This window comes from Paenibacillus sp. PK1-4R (assembly GCF_030369595.1).
In the GTDB taxonomy this organism is placed as follows: Bacteria; Bacillota; Bacilli; order Paenibacillales; family Paenibacillaceae; genus Paenibacillus.
In genome coordinates, this window is sequence record NZ_CP126535.1 from 5,754,540 (window position 1) to 5,770,709 (window position 16,170).

Here is a 16,170-nt window from a genome sequence, read left to right on the forward strand (position 1 = left end):
TCCAACCACCTACATGTATCTTTACCCGATCTAAAGGAAAACTCCCCTTAAAGTACAAAAAAAGAGCCCTTTGCAGATACAAAGAGGGCTCTTCACGTGAAAGAATATACCTTCTCATCTGCCAAAATCGTGTCTTGCACCATTTTGTAGGAATTAGCACCTAACATCTATAACGAATGATACAAGATCATGTCGTTACAAATCGGTTGCCGGGCTTCATCGGGCCTGTCCCTCCGCCGCTCTCGATAAGAAATATGTTGTTGTAGGATTTTATAAGTTCATGTAGTTTATGCTTTATAATGTGAACGTAACTTCCGAAATATCAGTTCTATCCGTGTAACATTCGATTGAAACTCAGTATATTCCAAGTATTCCGATTTGTCAAAGGGAATTATTTCTTTTCCATATATTATTGATATAACTATAAGAGGCTGTTAACGTTTCACAGACCATATCGACGCCTTGACGCATTTCCTGCACATGCTGATTCAGATCCTCCAACTTCACTTTACCTTGTAATGTCTGGTGTAACTGCCACAGGTCATCGTGCATTTCGGAGTTCATGTAGTGAATTTCCATATTACGACGTTTGCGCAGCTTGCTCATCGGCTCACGATAAGAGTCCTTGATCTGAATCAATCGCAACGCAAGATCATGATGCTCCCTCACATAATCGAACTGCCTCAACACAGTAAAATAGGAAAAATGCGCTTTGGTATTTGACGTATTCAGTTGGAATATTTCATTTAAGACGGTGCCGACTTTATCCAGAATGGCAAAGCAGCGGATAAAGCCATCTTTGTAGAAATACACATACCGAGCATACTCGGCTTTTTCAGTCGGCGTCATATCATCCGTTGAACCTGCAACGACCTTTTTGCGAAAATGAGCAGCAGCGAAACAGCTTTGCTCCAGTTCATCCAGTGAGGAGATGAGTCCCTGAGTCCACACATACAGCTTCCGATAGTCATGCGTGGGATCATGGTCCACATGCATTTGTCGTTGAAATAGCTCAAGCGTATGCGCCATTGCGTCCATCGCTGCCTTCAATTTACCTTCGTTTATACGTGGCTTTTCCCCCAACAACGTTCGCAGCATATCTAACCTCCTCTTTTCCAAATCAACAAGAATTCATCACCTTAACACATCATCCAATCCGTGTAATTGCTGCTTGCCATAGGTTGCCCTGATCCCCCTGACATCAAACAAAGTCCACCTGTCCAATGATGTACATCACTGGATGGTGGACTTTCATATTTAGCCCAAGTACCTTTGAAAAAGTGAATCTATATCTTAGAAACGATTAACCGGGCGATACAGCTTGTACACCAGGAAACTCATATACGTTAAGACTCCGAACAATATGGCGATATCCAGCATATGAGCAAGAGCTACGAACATGTATACTTCCGGACGGTTCATTGTCACCATCATGAAAATACCAATGACTACTTGCATCAGAATAAGAACAACGGATACCACACCCAGAGTACGCATTTCCTTATTGTCCGGATGATTACGGTAAGCGAAGTGACCCAGGATTGCAATAACAATCACGAGCGACGCAGCTGCTGCACGGTGAGCAAAAGCAACCGCTACCCCACCCGAAAGCTCAGGAATAATCTGCCCGTTACAGAGCGGAAATCCGGAACATCCGCCGGCAGAATCCGTGTGACTCACAAATGCACCCGTGTATACCACGAGATATGTGTAAATGGTGGAGAACCAGACCAGATTCCTGAATTTTTTACTAACCCGAGGGTATTTATTCAGTCGCTCCAATCCGCCATCTTTTGCCTCTTGCCTGATGCCCAGCGCCATCATTAGAGAACTGGCAAAAGCAATCAGTGCAAAGCCAAAATGCAGTGCCATGACTGCTGAAGATTGGGAGAAGACAACGGCAAAAGCCCCCATGATTCCCTGGACGATAACAAATACCAGAGTTAAGAAAGAAAACAATTGCAGGTCACGGCGTGACTTGCCAAACCGCAGAAAAGCAACAAACGAGGCAATGGACAACAGTCCAGCCAGTGCACTTACAGCGCGATGGGAATATTCAATAAGTGAAGCCACAGTATGCGCCGGAACGAGTTTTCCGTTACATAAAGGCCATTCCGTTCCGCAGCCAAGGCCAGATTCCGTTTTGGTTACGATGCCTCCACCAAAAGTGGCCAGAAACATGACAAGACAGGTTAATACGGTTAACCATTTAAACAAAGTTAAGTGTTTCAATTTTTTCTCACCCGCTGTTGGTTTAAGATGGCGAAGAATATTCTCCGCTTGTTTCGGTACTTTGACACTTATTTCACAACTAAATTCATTATACCGGATAAAATGTTCATTGACGTCGCGCTTTGTGACAAAATGTTAACGTCTGGTGAAATAATGACCCACAGGTCATTGGAGTTATGTACAGAAACGTCTCTTGCATAGAACATGCCGAACATACAAACGCCATTTCCCTATTTCAAGAGAAATGGCGTTCTTTTAGTATACCCTTTTACAACATGAACCTGTCATACTTTTATATAAGTTCAATGAAACATTACACAATAACGGAGACAGTGTCTGTGTGTCTGTGTAAATATTCATTAGTTGAACTTATATAACATTATTTATGGATCGTGTTGTACACTTCGACTGCGCGATCCAGGAACTGCTCAATCTCTTCTCTCGACTTGCGCAGCTTGTTCACATACCGTACGAGTTCGCGGCCATCTGTATACGCCACAAAGCTCGGAATGCCAAGAATATTCTGCTCTTCACTAACGGTTCCAACCTGATCCACGTCGACCTCAATTAAAGTCAGTTCACGTGCATATTTCTCTTCAACCTCAGGCATAAACGGATCGATGTATTTGCAGTCACCACACCAGTCTGCCTTGAATACGGCAATCGTCAAACGTGGGGATTGGATGGCTACATCAAAAGCCGGTTTGGAAGTAATCTGTTCCATTCGGTTCATCTCCCTTTCTGTACCTTGTCTTACCCTAAGTGAAGCAAATTGGCGAGTGGAAGTCAAATAATCAGCGCATACTTAGAATAAACCACATGGTCTGTGAATTTAAACCCAGAACCTCATGAAAGGATGTCACATCATGACTTCCACCAGAACCGATTCTTCCAGCGAACAACATCACGGGTCCCTCCTGCAGATTGTCCGTTCCATTCCGGGTGCTGCCCGGGAAATCTGGCGTGGCAAACAGGCTGCATGGCAAGCTTCAGCACAGCTTCGTCACCCATTACGTGACATCGAGTGGGATACAGATACGGCAGCTGCCTTACAGTCTGAGGTGGAGCGTTTGTTACCTGCCAGCGGCAAGTCTTTTGCACGCACGGACCAGGTTCAAAGTGCACTCGTCTGCGAAGAAGATTGCATCATTCTGGAAGAGATTAAGACACTGACCCAGGAGCACAATCGGAGTAATATCACCCGCACGGCAGCCTATCTGGAATGTTATGAGCAATATCCCGAACTGCATTGGGCACTGCTGGCCCATATGGTGTCTCGCAACGGTGGATATCACATGACAGATCTTCAGAGTGACTTGATGCATAATCTACAGAATCAGAGCGATCGCGAGCATATGTACCGGCTGCTGGAGCGGTGTAATGCACTCATTTTCCAGGATGCCTATCCCCAGCTTCTGCTGTATATGAACAGTCGCCGGATCGGACGAAGCTGTTTCCATCTTTTGTCGCACTTTCACGTATCGGCGTTTATGACGCCATTTTGGGAACGCTTTTGGCTGGAACGGTGCAGTTCACTGCTTAGTGTGGCATTAATTATTAATGAGCAGAACTATATCGAGAGCCGGGTGGTGCAGCATCCTTATTTTCAAAAAGAGGTACTTTCCAAACCCGCATTCCATCTGCATAATCTGGCGGGTCTGAATCATATCGTCTTTCCTCTTGGACGGGGAGCAGGACTCGCAGGACGCGTCATTGAACATTTTGGCAAGCTGGATGAGCGAATCATGTTTGGCAAAGGGCTATATGCCCTGTTGTTTGGCGTGGAGCAAGTACACTCACAAGTGTTGGAGTTCGCACGTTTGGTTCCCCATCGTGGCTCGCGTGCCGAATATTGGCCTGGGCTGTTTACCAATCGTGAAGACGAGGCGGGTGATCATACATTATACGCTCAGGCGTTACTGGATGAGGAATGGCTTCCAGAAGGGCAACGATTATATAGTCCGGAACTGCTTTCCGTATGGGGGGACACGCCTTATGAACCGATCACCAGACATGACTGGCTTCAGACTCGGGATAGTCTCGGTTATCTGACGGCACCACGTCGGCCATGGCTGTTTGAGATGAGTCACGAACACCGGTATGGCATGCTGAAAACAGCACTGGCTCATGATGCTAAAGCCATCACACACTAATGCTAAAAATCATATAGAGCAGACAAAGACGGATGATATGATACCCCGATGTACCGCTAATCCTCGCTTGCTGGGCTAATGTCGAGTTCAGTCGCTCAGCTCGCCTTAGCTAAACAAAAAGCCCTGTCCGCTTAACAGCAGACAGAGCTTGTATCCTATTTTCACAAAATATTGGAGCTTGAATGATGCTCCTTGCATTCTTAACCTCTTTGCCCAGCTCCACGTTGAAAACGCATAAGTGGACGAAGAATTTTTTGCAGAATACGGGGGTAACTGCCCAGCTCGTCCTTGCGCAGTACACGCAGCACAACCATGAGAACCAGATACACCACCACAACAAGCACACCAACCACAAGGCAGGTAAACAGGAAGGATACACGTGCTGGCAGGAACAGTCCAAAGATCGTATTCCCAATCCAGTTCGTTGCAAATCCTACACCTGCTGCAAGCAGCACCGTAACGATAAACCCTTTCCAACGATCTCCCATGATGGAGAAATCAACGATTTTGCGAAGGACCCGCAGATTCAGGTATGTGATAACCAGGAAACAAAGGGCCGTTGCAATAATGATGCCGTATATGCCAAACATCGGCGCGAGGATCAGACTTGCAATCAGCTTGACTACAACACCCGCTGCCACACTGACCATCGTAATCCGCGGTTTACCTACCCCAAGCAAAATGGAGTTGGTGGTCATCATCGTAATCTGGAAAATGGTACCGAATGTCAGCAAGGCAATGATCGGTGTTCCATCCAGGTTGGTAAACAGCAATCCGTTAACCGAATATGCTGCCGCACAAAGTGCAATGACAATCGGCATACCTGTCAGAATCGAAATGCGCAACGCAAGTGTAACCTGACTCTTCAGATGCGCTTCATCCTTGCGGGCAAATGCTGCCGATATGACAGGCACCAACGATTGACTCAAAGCGATAGCCAGAATCGGAGGAATACCCGCAATACTTTGGGCCTTCGCACCAAGGATCGCAAGTACGCCAGTCGCTTCTTCGAGTCCGATCTGACCACTAAGCAGTGGTACCACAAGGGATGAATCGATGAAGTTAATGGCTGGAACCGCAAGTGAGGACAGCACAATTGGAATAGACAGCTTGAAGATATCACTGTAGATACCTCGCATCGGTAACTGTTCTGCACGTTCGTAATTCAATTGGGCCGCACGGTCGCTACGACGCAGCTTCAAGGTGAAGTACAGCATGACACCAAAGGCACCCACACTTCCTAATACCCCGCCAAATGAGGCACCCGCAGCAATCGTTTGGTCATCATAATTCCATTGCAGCATGACATAAGCCACGATAATGGCTGTACCTACACGGGCGAACTGTTCCACAATCTGTGAAATACCACCTGCTGTCATGTTGCCGCGTCCCTGGAAATATCCACGCATCATCGCAATGGCAGGGAACAGCAGCAAGGCTGGAGCCAAGGCGCGAATGGCGCTGACCGATGCCGGTACTTTGGAGACATACGTGGCATAATAAGGTGCAGCAAACCACAATAAAGCAGACATGACTACCCCGGCGACAGCCGCAAAGATCAGGGCTGCACGGTAGATCTGTTGGGCTTCACCCGCGCGTCCGAGCGCATAGCGTTCCGATACCATTTTACTCAGAGTACTCGGTATGCCCGCCGTTGCTACAGTTAACAGCATTAAATATACCGTATTGGAGATCGTAAACGATGCGTTACCAACATCTCCGAGGATATGCTCCAGCGGCACCCGTTGAACCAATCCCAGTACTCTCGCGATCAGCGCAGCGGCCGCCAGTATGAGCGTACCCCTAATGAATGTTTCTTTCTTAGACAAACGAATTCCCCTTCTTTCCTCCACACCGGACGTGCATCCCGTTGAAGCTAATCCTGAACGTTTAGGCGAATCTTACCACCCAGATAATAAAGAGAACAATCATGACGATTTGCAAAATAATTTTCATCACAGTACTCGTAAATAACCCCACAACGGAACCAAATCCAACTTTCGACGCTTTGGAAGGTGAAGACCCTCCGATCAGTTCCCCGATAAAAGCACCGATAAATGGTCCCAGCACCAGTCCAAATGCCGGAATGACAAATGGCCCAATGATAACACCAATGGTACTCAGCGTTGTTGATAACTTGGAGCCACCGAACTTCTTCACGCCCCATGCACTGACGACATAATCAGCCACAAACAACACAACAACAATCAGAATCTGAATGATCCAGAACCACACACCAAACGGATCAAAGCTGAAGAACCAGCCGTAGACCAGAAACGCGAAGAAAATCGCTACAGCACCAGGCAGTATGGGATATACCGTTCCAGCCATCCCCACTGCAAACAGCAGTACAATTAAAATCCAGGCAATGGTTGCGAGCAAAGGTTACTCCCCCTTCAAAATATGTTCACGGATCACTTCGACGATGCCGTCTTCATTGTTACTCGCTACGATCAGATCAGCCGCTTCCTTCACCTGCTCTTGCGCATTACCCATCGCTACACCAAGACCTACCGCCTCAATGACAGCCAGATCATTCAAACTGTCTCCGACAGCAACAACTTCGGTCATCTCTATGCCCAGCAGCTTGCAGACTTCCGCTACACCACTTGCTTTGGATACCCCAGCAGGGTTGATCTCAATATTAACGGGTGATGAATTCGTCATTTGCAGACCACCCATTTGTTGCAGTTCCATCATGATCTGGTGACGAACTTCATCCACTTCGGTATTGAAGCCGAATTTCAGCCATTCCAGACCTTCAATATTGTCCGTCCAACGGTCACGATTGAACAGCTCTTCCACGGAGTATGCCCAGTACCAGCTGTTATATTTCTCACCAATTTCCTGCATTTTGCGAATTAATGCCGGGTCCATCAGATGTCGCATATGCAGATCATGCGGGGCTTTCCAGACCTCACTACCGTTAACGGTAACCATTGGTGTCTCCAGTCCAAGCTGGACCGCATAAGGCATTGCGTGGAATACGGCTCTTCCCGTGGAAAGGCACACATGCACACCCCGACGAATGGCAATTTGAATCCACTTGGCGGTCTCCTGTGTAATTTCATGATTATCGTTAAGTAATGTTCCATCCATATCCAATGCAAGCAATTTGTATTTCAGTTCACTCATACAGTAGTTCCTCCTAGGTTGTCTCTCTCCAAGTTGAACTCATGGATATCCATTCAGGCACTAAGCGAGCCCTCCCCGTTCCACAATGTATCTCCAGTTCAACTTAAAGGTTCTCTTTATCTAATTATAAACATTCTCTCACAACAAGATCGCCCGGCATCTGTAAAAACGGACGCTCCGGACGTCACAGCTAACGACATTTTACCACAGATCATCTGTATGCAACAAAATAACCCGCTCAGGATTACACTTCGAAGTTATTACATTTTATGTAATGTATAGTTTCCTAAATAAAAAAACGATCCACCTGCTACAGGATGCATCGCTTTTAGCTTAACCTTTTTCACTCTGCCTGTTTTCCCAGCCTAACCCGTAGCCAAGATTTAATCCATTATCCCCTGTCCGCTCCTCTGTCTGGCTTTAATACCGCAAACAAGGATTGGGACATCAAATTCATGGTTTGTTTATATACGTTATGGGCTGCTTTTACATCACCAAGGAACCCGCCCATATGCAGGTGGATTACACCGTGCAGCGATGCCCATATAGTACTGACAAGAGTTTCGGTCACTTTCTGGCCCGAAATCTGTCCTTGCTTCTGGGCAGTGCTAATTAGAATCAGCAAGCGGTATATGGCAGTCATCGTTCCCTGCATACTTTCTGCATCCGGCTTGAACTCGGCAAAAGCCCCCCGAACATCAGCTTATAGTAGCTGGTATAATCCTGCGCAAACTGCCAGAAGGCTTCCCCCAAATCCATTAAATACTGCAAGAAGTCAGAGGACGGCGGCACTTCTTCCAAACGCTTGGCGAGCAATTTGCAGCCCTCCAGATACAACTGCTGGGCCAGACCCTCTTTATTGACAAAGAAACTATAAATGATCTTGGTGGAGCAGCCCATCTTTTGCGATACTCTGCGTACAGTAACAGCCTCAGGCCCTTCTTCCTGCAAAATGGCTGCAGCCGCATCAACCACAAGCTTACGGAGATTTTCCGTGTTTTGCAGTCGAGCTTGCTGATATGTTTTTAATGCCCGCCCCTTGGATGGTGAGGGCTTGTCTTCGTTACTGATAAGGATCACCTTCATTTTAGTTATCACGTTTCTGACCGGAAACAAAGTTTCCAACTTCTAAATACAGGCATTCTAACCATTTGCAGAAAAGTTGTCAATGAAGGTCATTATGATAAAAAAGAATTTGACACAATCGTTTTCTTTTGGTTACTATGATTCTTATAAGAAACAGCGTTACCGAAAATGGTCTCATGCTCATTTTTTTAAATTTTCATTATTTTTTTGGAGTTAAGGTAACATTGTTTCTTTAAAAAAACAACGTATTATAATTGATGCTCTTTGGGTGGAAGAATCGTAACCGTGGCGTGCAATTTCTCTTTCTGTGCCAGCTCGACGGAGATAACTCTCTCAACGTGAGTGGTACAGGGGGAGAACGCCTCTGTCGGTGCGAAGGACACGCCAGAACATGTAGTGGCAGTTAACTGCACACTATGACAAAGGACAACAGAAACACTATTAGGAGGATTAATATGTCAACAGAACAAAAACAACGCAAACGATCCACTGGCCAACAAATTCGTAGATGGAGCCTGACCCTGCTAGGGGTAATTGTGCTGGGAATCGTTGTATTCCTGCTAATGCCCGCCCCGGTAGAACCCGCTGTTTGGTCTGCACCTGCTGCTCCTTCTTTTGAGAAGGAGGGTCCCTGGAAAGAGAACAACAAACTTAGCTCCGCTGAATTGGTTACTGACCGCGCGAAGTTCCCGGAATTTATCACTTTTGATAAAGAAGGGCGGCTGTATGCGGGTGACTCCGACGGCAAAATCTACAGAGTAACCTTTGACGCCGAGGACAAGGCACAGCCAGCAGAGGTATTCGCTGATACCCACGGAACACCTAACGGCCTGAAATTTGATGCTGCCGGAAATTTGATTGTGGCGGATATTCAGAAAGGGCTCCTGTCCATTGACCCGAACGGAAACATCGAAGTACTAACCACTGAAGTAGATGGGGGGCCGATCTACCTAGCGAACGAACTGGACATTGCGCAAGACGGAACGATTTATTTCTCCGATACCTCTAACTATGGCAAAGTCATGTTCAAAGAAATTGCAGAGAATAAACCGCATGGACGATTATTGAAATATGATCCGGTGACCAAGCAGACGACCGTTCTGCTTGAGGATTTATATTTTGCCAATGGGGTCGTATTGTCTGCCGAAGAAGATTTCGTGCTTGTAGCCGAATCATATCATTATCAGTTGACCCGGTACTGGCTGAAGGGGCCCAAACAAGGTACCTCTGATATTTTTGCAGAGAATCTGGCTGGGTTTCCGGACAATATCACACGTGACGCTCAGGGACACTTCTGGGTAGGGGTGTTCACAACCCGTCTGCCTTTTGCCGATTACATGCATAGTCATCCTTGGTTAGCGGCAACAATGTCCAAAGTTCCACAGTCCTTGTTAAATGGAGCCAGTGCCCCGGTGAAACACGGACTTGTCGCAGAATATGGACCAGAAGGAGAACTTGTGAATAGCTGGCATGATCCTGAAGGAACATTGTATGGCATTACCACGGCCGTAAGCCAAGGGAAATATTTATATCTCGGAACCGCACCAGGAGGAAGCCAAGGGGTTCATCGGGTGCTTTTGAAACCGTAAGGATTGTTTATTCATCTACCTCATAGACACCCTTTAGGCATCCCAATAGCAGCTCACTCCAGCAGGAGGGGCTGCTATTGAATTTTCTTCTTTTACCAGTCCAATCAAAAAAAACCGCCTGCAAAGCAGGCAGCTGACAATCTCTATGAATTAACGTGCCGCGAATTTGCGACGAGCGTAACGGAATACGATGCCGTGTTTCGGTGACAGCAGCAGTGCGAGAACAAACAAAATCCCAGCAACGGCCACCATGCAGCCCGCAATGGAAGCATCCAGTGCGTATGCCATGATGTAACCTCCAACCGAAGATGCTGCTCCGATCAGGACGGCGTACAGAATCATTTTGCCTAGACGATCTGTGAGCAGGTAAGCCGTCGCCGCAGGTACAATCAGCATGCCCACAACGAGAATCGAACCAACACTTTCAAATGAAGCTACGGATGTCATGGAAACGAGTCCCATGAGCAGATAGTGGAACAGCACTACTGGAATGCCGCAGGCCGCAGCCAGCGCCGGATCGAAGGCACATAGCTTGAACTGTTTGTAGAACAGCCCAATGACGACGAGGATGACTAGCAAAGTGATACCCAGCATCCAGACCGCCCTCGGCCCGACATCCGTACCTCCAAGGGTTAGCGTATCCCACTGTACATAAGCGATCTCACCGAACAAAACACAGTCCAGATCCAGATCAATATGCTGGGCGTTCAGACTAATCAGAATGACCCCTACTGCAAAGAGTGCTGTGAACACAATTCCGATCGAGGCATCAGACGACAGTCCACCGGCCTGCAAACTCTGTATGAAGAACACCGTCAGTAGTCCAAACACCGTTGCACCAAGTAGCATCCATAACGAATCTCTGGAACCGCTCCACAGGAAAGCAATCGCAATACCGGGGAGAACTGCATGGCTGATCGCATCACCGACCAGAGCCATTCGCCGCAGAATCAGAAAACAACCGAGGATGGCGCAGGCAGAAGATACCAATACGGCCGTCAAAATAATCCAAAACGTTGCCATTACATCTCCCCCCGTTCCTGCTGATTTCGCTGTGTGGCAAGAGTCTGAAGTGTTGCCCGCTCTTCACGCATATACGCGGATTTTGCCTGAATACTGCGCAACCGTCGAGCTAATAATCCACGACGCGGAGCTAGTAAGGCTGATCCGGCAAACAACACCGTAGCCGCAAGAACGGTTACAGGCCCTGTCGGCAGATTAGGTACAAGCGTGCTGAAGATGGTTCCTGTTGCCCCGCTCAATGCACCAAATATGCCTGCCAACACCACCATCAGTGCGAGTGAGTCGGTCCAGCAACGTGCTGCTGCTGCTGGGGTTACCAGCAAGGCCGCAACAAGCACGACACCAACGGCTTGTATTCCGGCCACCACCGCGATTACCGTTAAGAGCAGGATGAGCTGCTCCAACATCGCAACTGGCAGTCCCATACCACGTGCAAATCCCGGGTCAAAACTCACCAGTTTAAATTCCTTGAACCAGGCCAGACAGGCAATCAGTAATACGAGACATACGCCTCCCATGACATACACATCCGTCATGACCATGGATGCCGCCTGCCCAAACAAATATTTATCGAGTCCGCTTTGGCTTCCGCTCGCCCCATGCTGGATGCGCGTCAGCATAACTACACCAATCCCGAAAAATACGGTCAGCACAATTCCCATCGCCGCATCCTGCTTGATTCGGGAGTAGCGCGTAATCCACGAGATTCCGAAGGTAGCGACAATGCCAGCCACCAGAGCACCGAACAGGAATAATCCGACCGACTTCGTTTCCGTCAACATAAATGCGATACAGATCCCAGGCAGAGCAGCATGAGCAAGGGTGTCCCCCATCAGGCTCTGTTTACGAAGAAAGGTGAAGGAGCCAATAATTCCGCTACTGAATCCCAACAACAGACAGCCAAGCAATATCCAACGTGTATTCGGGTCAGATAAGATGGCAACGATCCAGTTCCACATGCACTACACCTGGCCTTTCTCCGTCCGGCTTCCGATCATCGCAATCCGGCCTCCGTACGTCTCTTGCAGTGTATCCGGTACAAATACTTCACTTGTCGGCCCACCTGCCACCAGTCGTCCATTGAGCAGCAGCACATGGTCGAAATATTCCTCGACTGTCGCCAGATCATGGTGAACAACCAGTACCGTCTTGCCTTGTTTCTTCAACTGTTCCATAAGCGAAATGATCGCTTTCTCTGTGGTGGCATCGACACCTGCAAATGGCTCATCCATGAAATACAGATCTGCGTCTTGTACAAGTGCCCGCGCCAGAAAGACACGCTGCTGCTGTCCACCGGACAGCTGACTGATCTGGCGGTACATGTAATCGCCCATGCCGACTTGCTCCAGGCAGTGTGCCGCCAGGTCCCGCTCCTTTTTCCCCGGACGACGGAACCAGCCCAAATGACCATACCGTCCCATCATCACCACATCAAGCGCATGCGTAGGGAAATCCCAGTCCACCGATTCCCGTTGGGGCACATAACCGATGCGGCGACGTTGTTCCCTGTACGATTGTCCGAAGATCCGAACCTCTCCATGCATCTTCGGTACCAGTCCCAGAACGGCTTTGATCAGTGTTGATTTCCCTGCGCCATTTGGGCCAAGAATACCGATTAGCTGTCCTTCCGGAATATCGAAGGATACGCTGCTAAGCACCGGCTTTTTGTGATACGCAACAGCCAGATCCCTCACACTAAGAGGAGCTGATGTTGGCTGCGTTCCCTGCAAGTGACTATTATTAAGTTTCGTAGGAGTTTGTTCCAATAAAGTTATATCTTCCATAATCCTCTAACTCCTCTCTTCATGTGATTCATTATTTCAGGGCTTCTACAATCGTCTCAACATTGTGGCGAATCATACCGATGTATGTGCCTTCTTCCGTTCCCTCAGCCCCCATGGCATCCGAGAACAGTTCTCCACCAATGCTGACCGTATGTCCTTTTTGAGCTGCTCCGGCAATGATGGCTTCCATCGCTTTTGCAGGCACACTCGATTCAACAAATACTGCTTTGATATGGTTATCTACGAGATAATCCCGCAGTTCGCTAACATCTTTTGCCCCATATTCGGCTGCTGTACTGATGCCCTGAAGCCCCATCACTTTCATGCCATAAGCCTGACCAAAATATCCAAATGCATCATGCGCCGTAACCAATACCCTGCTTGCTTCCGGAATCTCCAGAATCTTCTCGCGCACCTCGGCATCCAGTGCTTCGAGCTTCGCCAGATACGCCTCTGCCTGAGCTTTGTATTCTTCCGCATGGTCCGGGTCCGCCTCCACGAGCGTATCGCGTACGGCTTCTGCTGCATGCATCCAGTGGCTGACGTTAAACCAGACGTGTGGGTCATATTCGGTGCCGCCTGTATCTTTGCCTGAGTGTAGCTCCTCGACTGGAATAGTCTCTGTAACGGCAGTAACCAGTTTGCTTGAGGACATTTTCTCCAAAATATCTGTCATTTTGCCTTCAAGATGCAGTCCATTATAGAAAATGACTTTTGCTTGTTCCAGCTTGCGAATATCACCTTGGGATGCCTTGTACAAGTGGGGGTCAACTCCCGGGCCCATTAACCCGGTAACATCAACATATGCCCCGCCTACCTCACGTGCTACGTCAGCGATCATTCCCGTTGTAGCGGTTACTTGAAGCTTGCCACCACTGCTCGTCTCTGCATCACTGGAACATGCCGTAAGTACAACAACCAGAACCAGAGCCGCTAGCGTAATGACCCCCCTCTGAATACTCCTCATTTTCACCATTAACAATTCAACCGACCCCTTTCCCTCTCCTAAAATACTTGTCTACATCTAATTTTGTTGTACAAGGTATTAAGTTTTAATCAAGACTAATAATGTTTCCCTTGTGCAAATTTTATCCGAAGCCAAAAAAAAAGGCAAGGGATTATTTCCCCTGCCTGTCCAAATTCATATATTGTTCACTTCATTAACCTGTTAGATGTGATGTAAAAGCGCTACATCTGCCGCATTTCTTTTACATTACTCGTTGTCTTTTCCTTCGTCTTTCTTACCTTTTGGCGTTCCATCGAGACCATACACTTCATCATATGCATCGAAGATTTTCCGTGCAATCGGCGAGGCACTGACTGACCCGAACCCACCTTCCGGTACAACAACAGCTACAGCAAGCTTCGGATTATCTCGTGGTGCAAAGGCAATAAATACACCATTCTCTTTTTTGTTCGGTCCTGTCCCCTGCTCTGATGTTCCTGTTTTCCGTGCATAATCGTATGGGAACCCGTCAAATGAGCTTACTTTGGTAACCATTCCTTTGTGCACTTCATTCCAGTGCGCATCGGCAAAATCAACTTCATTAAGCACCTTAGGTTTGATCTCTTTCACCACATTGCCATCCGCGTCACGAATTTCCTTCACCAGATGTGGTTCCATCCGTTTGCCCTTATTCGCAAGCATGGTCGTGTATTGGGCAAGTTGCATGGTGGTGTACTTGGCTTGCTGTCCAAACGAGGCAAACGCCAAACGTGTTAGAGCTGATTCGTCTTTATTATTATATTCTAGCCTACCCAGAAATTCATTAGGCAGATCTACACCAGTGGACACACCCAAGCCAAATTCCTTCATGTGTTTGTCCCAGATATCAATTCCTTTATCCGAGCCATATTTGCTTAACAAACGTTTACCCACCATGTCGATCATAAACGCATTTGAGGATTTCTCAATCGCTCTTCTCGCCGTAATAGAACCATTATAAGCAGAATGTGAGTTCTTCACTTGTCGTCCATCTTTCCCCAAGATAGCATATCCCTGATCGTGATAGGTCTGTCCTGCTGTAAATAATCCCTCTTTCAATCCAATCAGCACACTTAGCGGCTTGATTACTGATCCAAGAAGTATAACAGATTCCGCCCGACTAGGCTTGGCATCATTCGGTGGGAACGACTCGGTGGTTCCGTTCCGGAATACATATTTGATTTTGTCATAATCCCAATCGTTCGGATCATAATCCGGCATACTTGCCATAGCCACCACATTCCCCGTATCCACTTCCATGGCTACTGCGTATCCGGTAATTGCCTTAGGGAGTCTTCGCAATTCGTCCGTTATTGCTTCTTGTGCGGCCATCTGAATTTCCTTGTTAATGGTGGAAACCAGACTGTAGCCTTTCTCTGGTGGCGTCTGTAACATCGTTCCATCTGGAAGATTGCGTGCGTCAATATCAATGGACTGATATCCGCTTCGTCCACGAAGTGCTTCCTGATATTGAAGCTCCAGCCCATCGAAGCCAACCTTCTCTTCTTCATGGTACACAAGCCCAGGATCACGCTGGGTACTTGCCCCCTCGCGGATGGCCTTATATTTGGTAATGGAATCTGGTGCTCGCTTGAACTCTCTTGTGTAACCCACAACCTGAACCGCTACGCCATCCGGGTCATATTTTCTTATGTTTTCTTCCAACACCATAACGCCTGGATATTCTGCTTTTTTCTCCATGAAAAAAGCAATTTCTTTAGTCGATAGATCCGACTTCACAAGCCTCGGCACATACCCGAACGTTTTCTGGTAATCTAGATCCAATCGTTTGATGATCTCTTCCGCATCCGGCTGCTCTTTGTCCCCTGGATTAAACTGCTTAAACACAGCCGCCAGATCGTGAGCCAGTTCCTCTGCTTCCTGTCTACGTTCATCATTCCGATAATCCTCATATAACAGCACATACAGGGACTGTACAGGTTCGGAATAAGCGAGCGCGACTTCCCCTGTCGCATCATAGATGGGACCACGAACAGGTGCGAGCGGAATATCCTTGGTATTACGACTCGTTTCCATATACGTCAGTTCAGGACCCTCCACAAACTGTACAAAGGCCAACCTGAAAATAAGGATACTGAATATGACAAATGCCGCGAAAAAAAACAAATTCAGCCTTGCGGTGGAAGGCTTGTTGACGGGTGTATCTTCCTCAGTCATGGGTT

15 protein-coding genes and 1 riboswitch are annotated in these 16,170 nt (G+C 47.6%); of the genes, 2 read left to right on the forward strand and 13 right to left on the reverse strand.

Annotated elements, in window-relative coordinates:
• Positions 1-111: 111 nt before the first annotated feature.
• A riboswitch (SAM riboswitch) is annotated at positions 112-252 on the reverse strand.
• A 129-nt stretch (positions 253-381) separates the two neighbouring features.
• The 3 genes from QNO02_RS25000 to QNO02_RS25010 all read right to left on the reverse strand — a co-directional run bounded on the left by QNO02_RS25000 (position 382) and on the right by QNO02_RS25010 (position 2,956).
• The gene (locus tag QNO02_RS25000) at positions 382-1,098 is read right to left on the reverse strand and encodes a Cthe_2314 family HEPN domain-containing protein (RefSeq protein ID WP_289390333.1); all 717 of its coding nucleotides are present in this window, start codon (positions 1,096-1,098) and stop codon (positions 382-384) included.
• A 195-nt stretch (positions 1,099-1,293) separates the two neighbouring features.
• Positions 1,294-2,232 carry a COX15/CtaA family protein gene (locus QNO02_RS25005; RefSeq protein ID WP_091037900.1) on the reverse strand — a complete coding sequence of 313 codons (939 nt, stop codon included), beginning with the start codon at positions 2,230-2,232 and terminating at the stop codon, positions 1,294-1,296.
• Positions 2,233-2,611: 379 nt separating this feature from the next.
• Positions 2,612-2,956, reverse strand: coding sequence for a thioredoxin family protein (locus QNO02_RS25010; protein ID WP_017692403.1), 345 nt, complete (start codon positions 2,954-2,956; stop codon positions 2,612-2,614).
• A gap of 142 nt (positions 2,957-3,098) precedes the next feature.
• Here QNO02_RS25010 and QNO02_RS25015 point away from each other — a divergent pair, with 142 nt between their 5' ends.
• Positions 3,099-4,385: a DUF2515 family protein gene (locus QNO02_RS25015; protein WP_289390334.1), complete on the forward strand. Its 1,287-nt coding sequence runs from the start codon at positions 3,099-3,101 to the stop codon at positions 4,383-4,385.
• Between the two features lie 200 nt (positions 4,386-4,585).
• Here the strand turns inward: QNO02_RS25015 and QNO02_RS25020 are convergent, their stop codons facing one another.
• From QNO02_RS25020 to QNO02_RS25040, 5 genes are all read right to left on the reverse strand, one after another.
• Positions 4,586-6,214 carry a putative polysaccharide biosynthesis protein gene (locus QNO02_RS25020; RefSeq protein ID WP_289390335.1) on the reverse strand — a complete coding sequence of 543 codons (1,629 nt, stop codon included), beginning with the start codon at positions 6,212-6,214 and terminating at the stop codon, positions 4,586-4,588.
• A 61-nt stretch (positions 6,215-6,275) separates the two neighbouring features.
• A complete protein-coding gene (locus tag QNO02_RS25025) occupies positions 6,276-6,767 on the reverse strand; it encodes a DUF456 domain-containing protein (RefSeq protein WP_036673315.1) in 492 nt (163 codons plus the stop codon).
• Between the two features lie 3 nt (positions 6,768-6,770).
• Complete coding sequence (locus QNO02_RS25030; RefSeq protein ID WP_133387441.1) at positions 6,771-7,520, reverse strand: Cof-type HAD-IIB family hydrolase; 750 nt, start codon at positions 7,518-7,520, stop codon at positions 6,771-6,773.
• 391 nt (positions 7,521-7,911) lie between these two features.
• The gene (locus QNO02_RS25035) at positions 7,912-8,175 is read right to left on the reverse strand and encodes a hypothetical protein (protein ID WP_289390336.1); all 264 of its coding nucleotides are present in this window, start codon (positions 8,173-8,175) and stop codon (positions 7,912-7,914) included.
• On the reverse strand, positions 8,160-8,606 hold the full coding sequence (locus QNO02_RS25040; protein ID WP_289390337.1) for a TetR/AcrR family transcriptional regulator: 447 nt from the start codon (positions 8,604-8,606) through the stop codon (positions 8,160-8,162). The genes QNO02_RS25035 and QNO02_RS25040 overlap by 16 nt, the downstream gene beginning before the upstream one ends.
• Positions 8,607-9,061: 455 nt before the next feature.
• On the opposite strand from QNO02_RS25040, the gene QNO02_RS25045 reads away from it, so the two are divergent.
• On the forward strand, positions 9,062-10,195 hold the full coding sequence (locus QNO02_RS25045; RefSeq protein WP_289390338.1) for an SMP-30/gluconolactonase/LRE family protein: 1,134 nt from the start codon (positions 9,062-9,064) through the stop codon (positions 10,193-10,195).
• Between the two features lie 150 nt (positions 10,196-10,345).
• On the opposite strand, the gene QNO02_RS25050 is transcribed toward QNO02_RS25045, so the two are convergent.
• The 5 genes from QNO02_RS25050 to QNO02_RS25070 all read right to left on the reverse strand — a co-directional run bounded on the left by QNO02_RS25050 (position 10,346) and on the right by QNO02_RS25070 (position 16,165).
• Complete coding sequence (locus QNO02_RS25050) at positions 10,346-11,218, reverse strand: metal ABC transporter permease (RefSeq protein WP_047841304.1); 873 nt, start codon at positions 11,216-11,218, stop codon at positions 10,346-10,348.
• Positions 11,218-12,177 carry a metal ABC transporter permease gene (locus QNO02_RS25055; RefSeq protein ID WP_091037906.1) on the reverse strand — a complete coding sequence of 320 codons (960 nt, stop codon included), beginning with the start codon at positions 12,175-12,177 and terminating at the stop codon, positions 11,218-11,220. The genes QNO02_RS25050 and QNO02_RS25055 overlap by 1 nt, the downstream gene beginning before the upstream one ends.
• 3 nt (positions 12,178-12,180) lie before the next feature.
• A complete protein-coding gene (locus tag QNO02_RS25060) occupies positions 12,181-13,002 on the reverse strand; it encodes a metal ABC transporter ATP-binding protein (protein WP_289390339.1) in 822 nt (273 codons plus the stop codon).
• Positions 13,003-13,033: 31 nt separating this feature from the next.
• Entirely contained in the window at positions 13,034-13,978 is a 945-nt protein-coding gene (locus QNO02_RS25065; RefSeq protein ID WP_076328976.1) for a metal ABC transporter solute-binding protein, Zn/Mn family, read from the reverse strand.
• Positions 13,979-14,215: 237 nt separating this feature from the next.
• A complete protein-coding gene (locus QNO02_RS25070) occupies positions 14,216-16,165 on the reverse strand; it encodes a peptidoglycan D,D-transpeptidase FtsI family protein (protein WP_249912815.1) in 1,950 nt (649 codons plus the stop codon).
• Between the last annotated feature and the right edge of the window lie 5 nt (positions 16,166-16,170).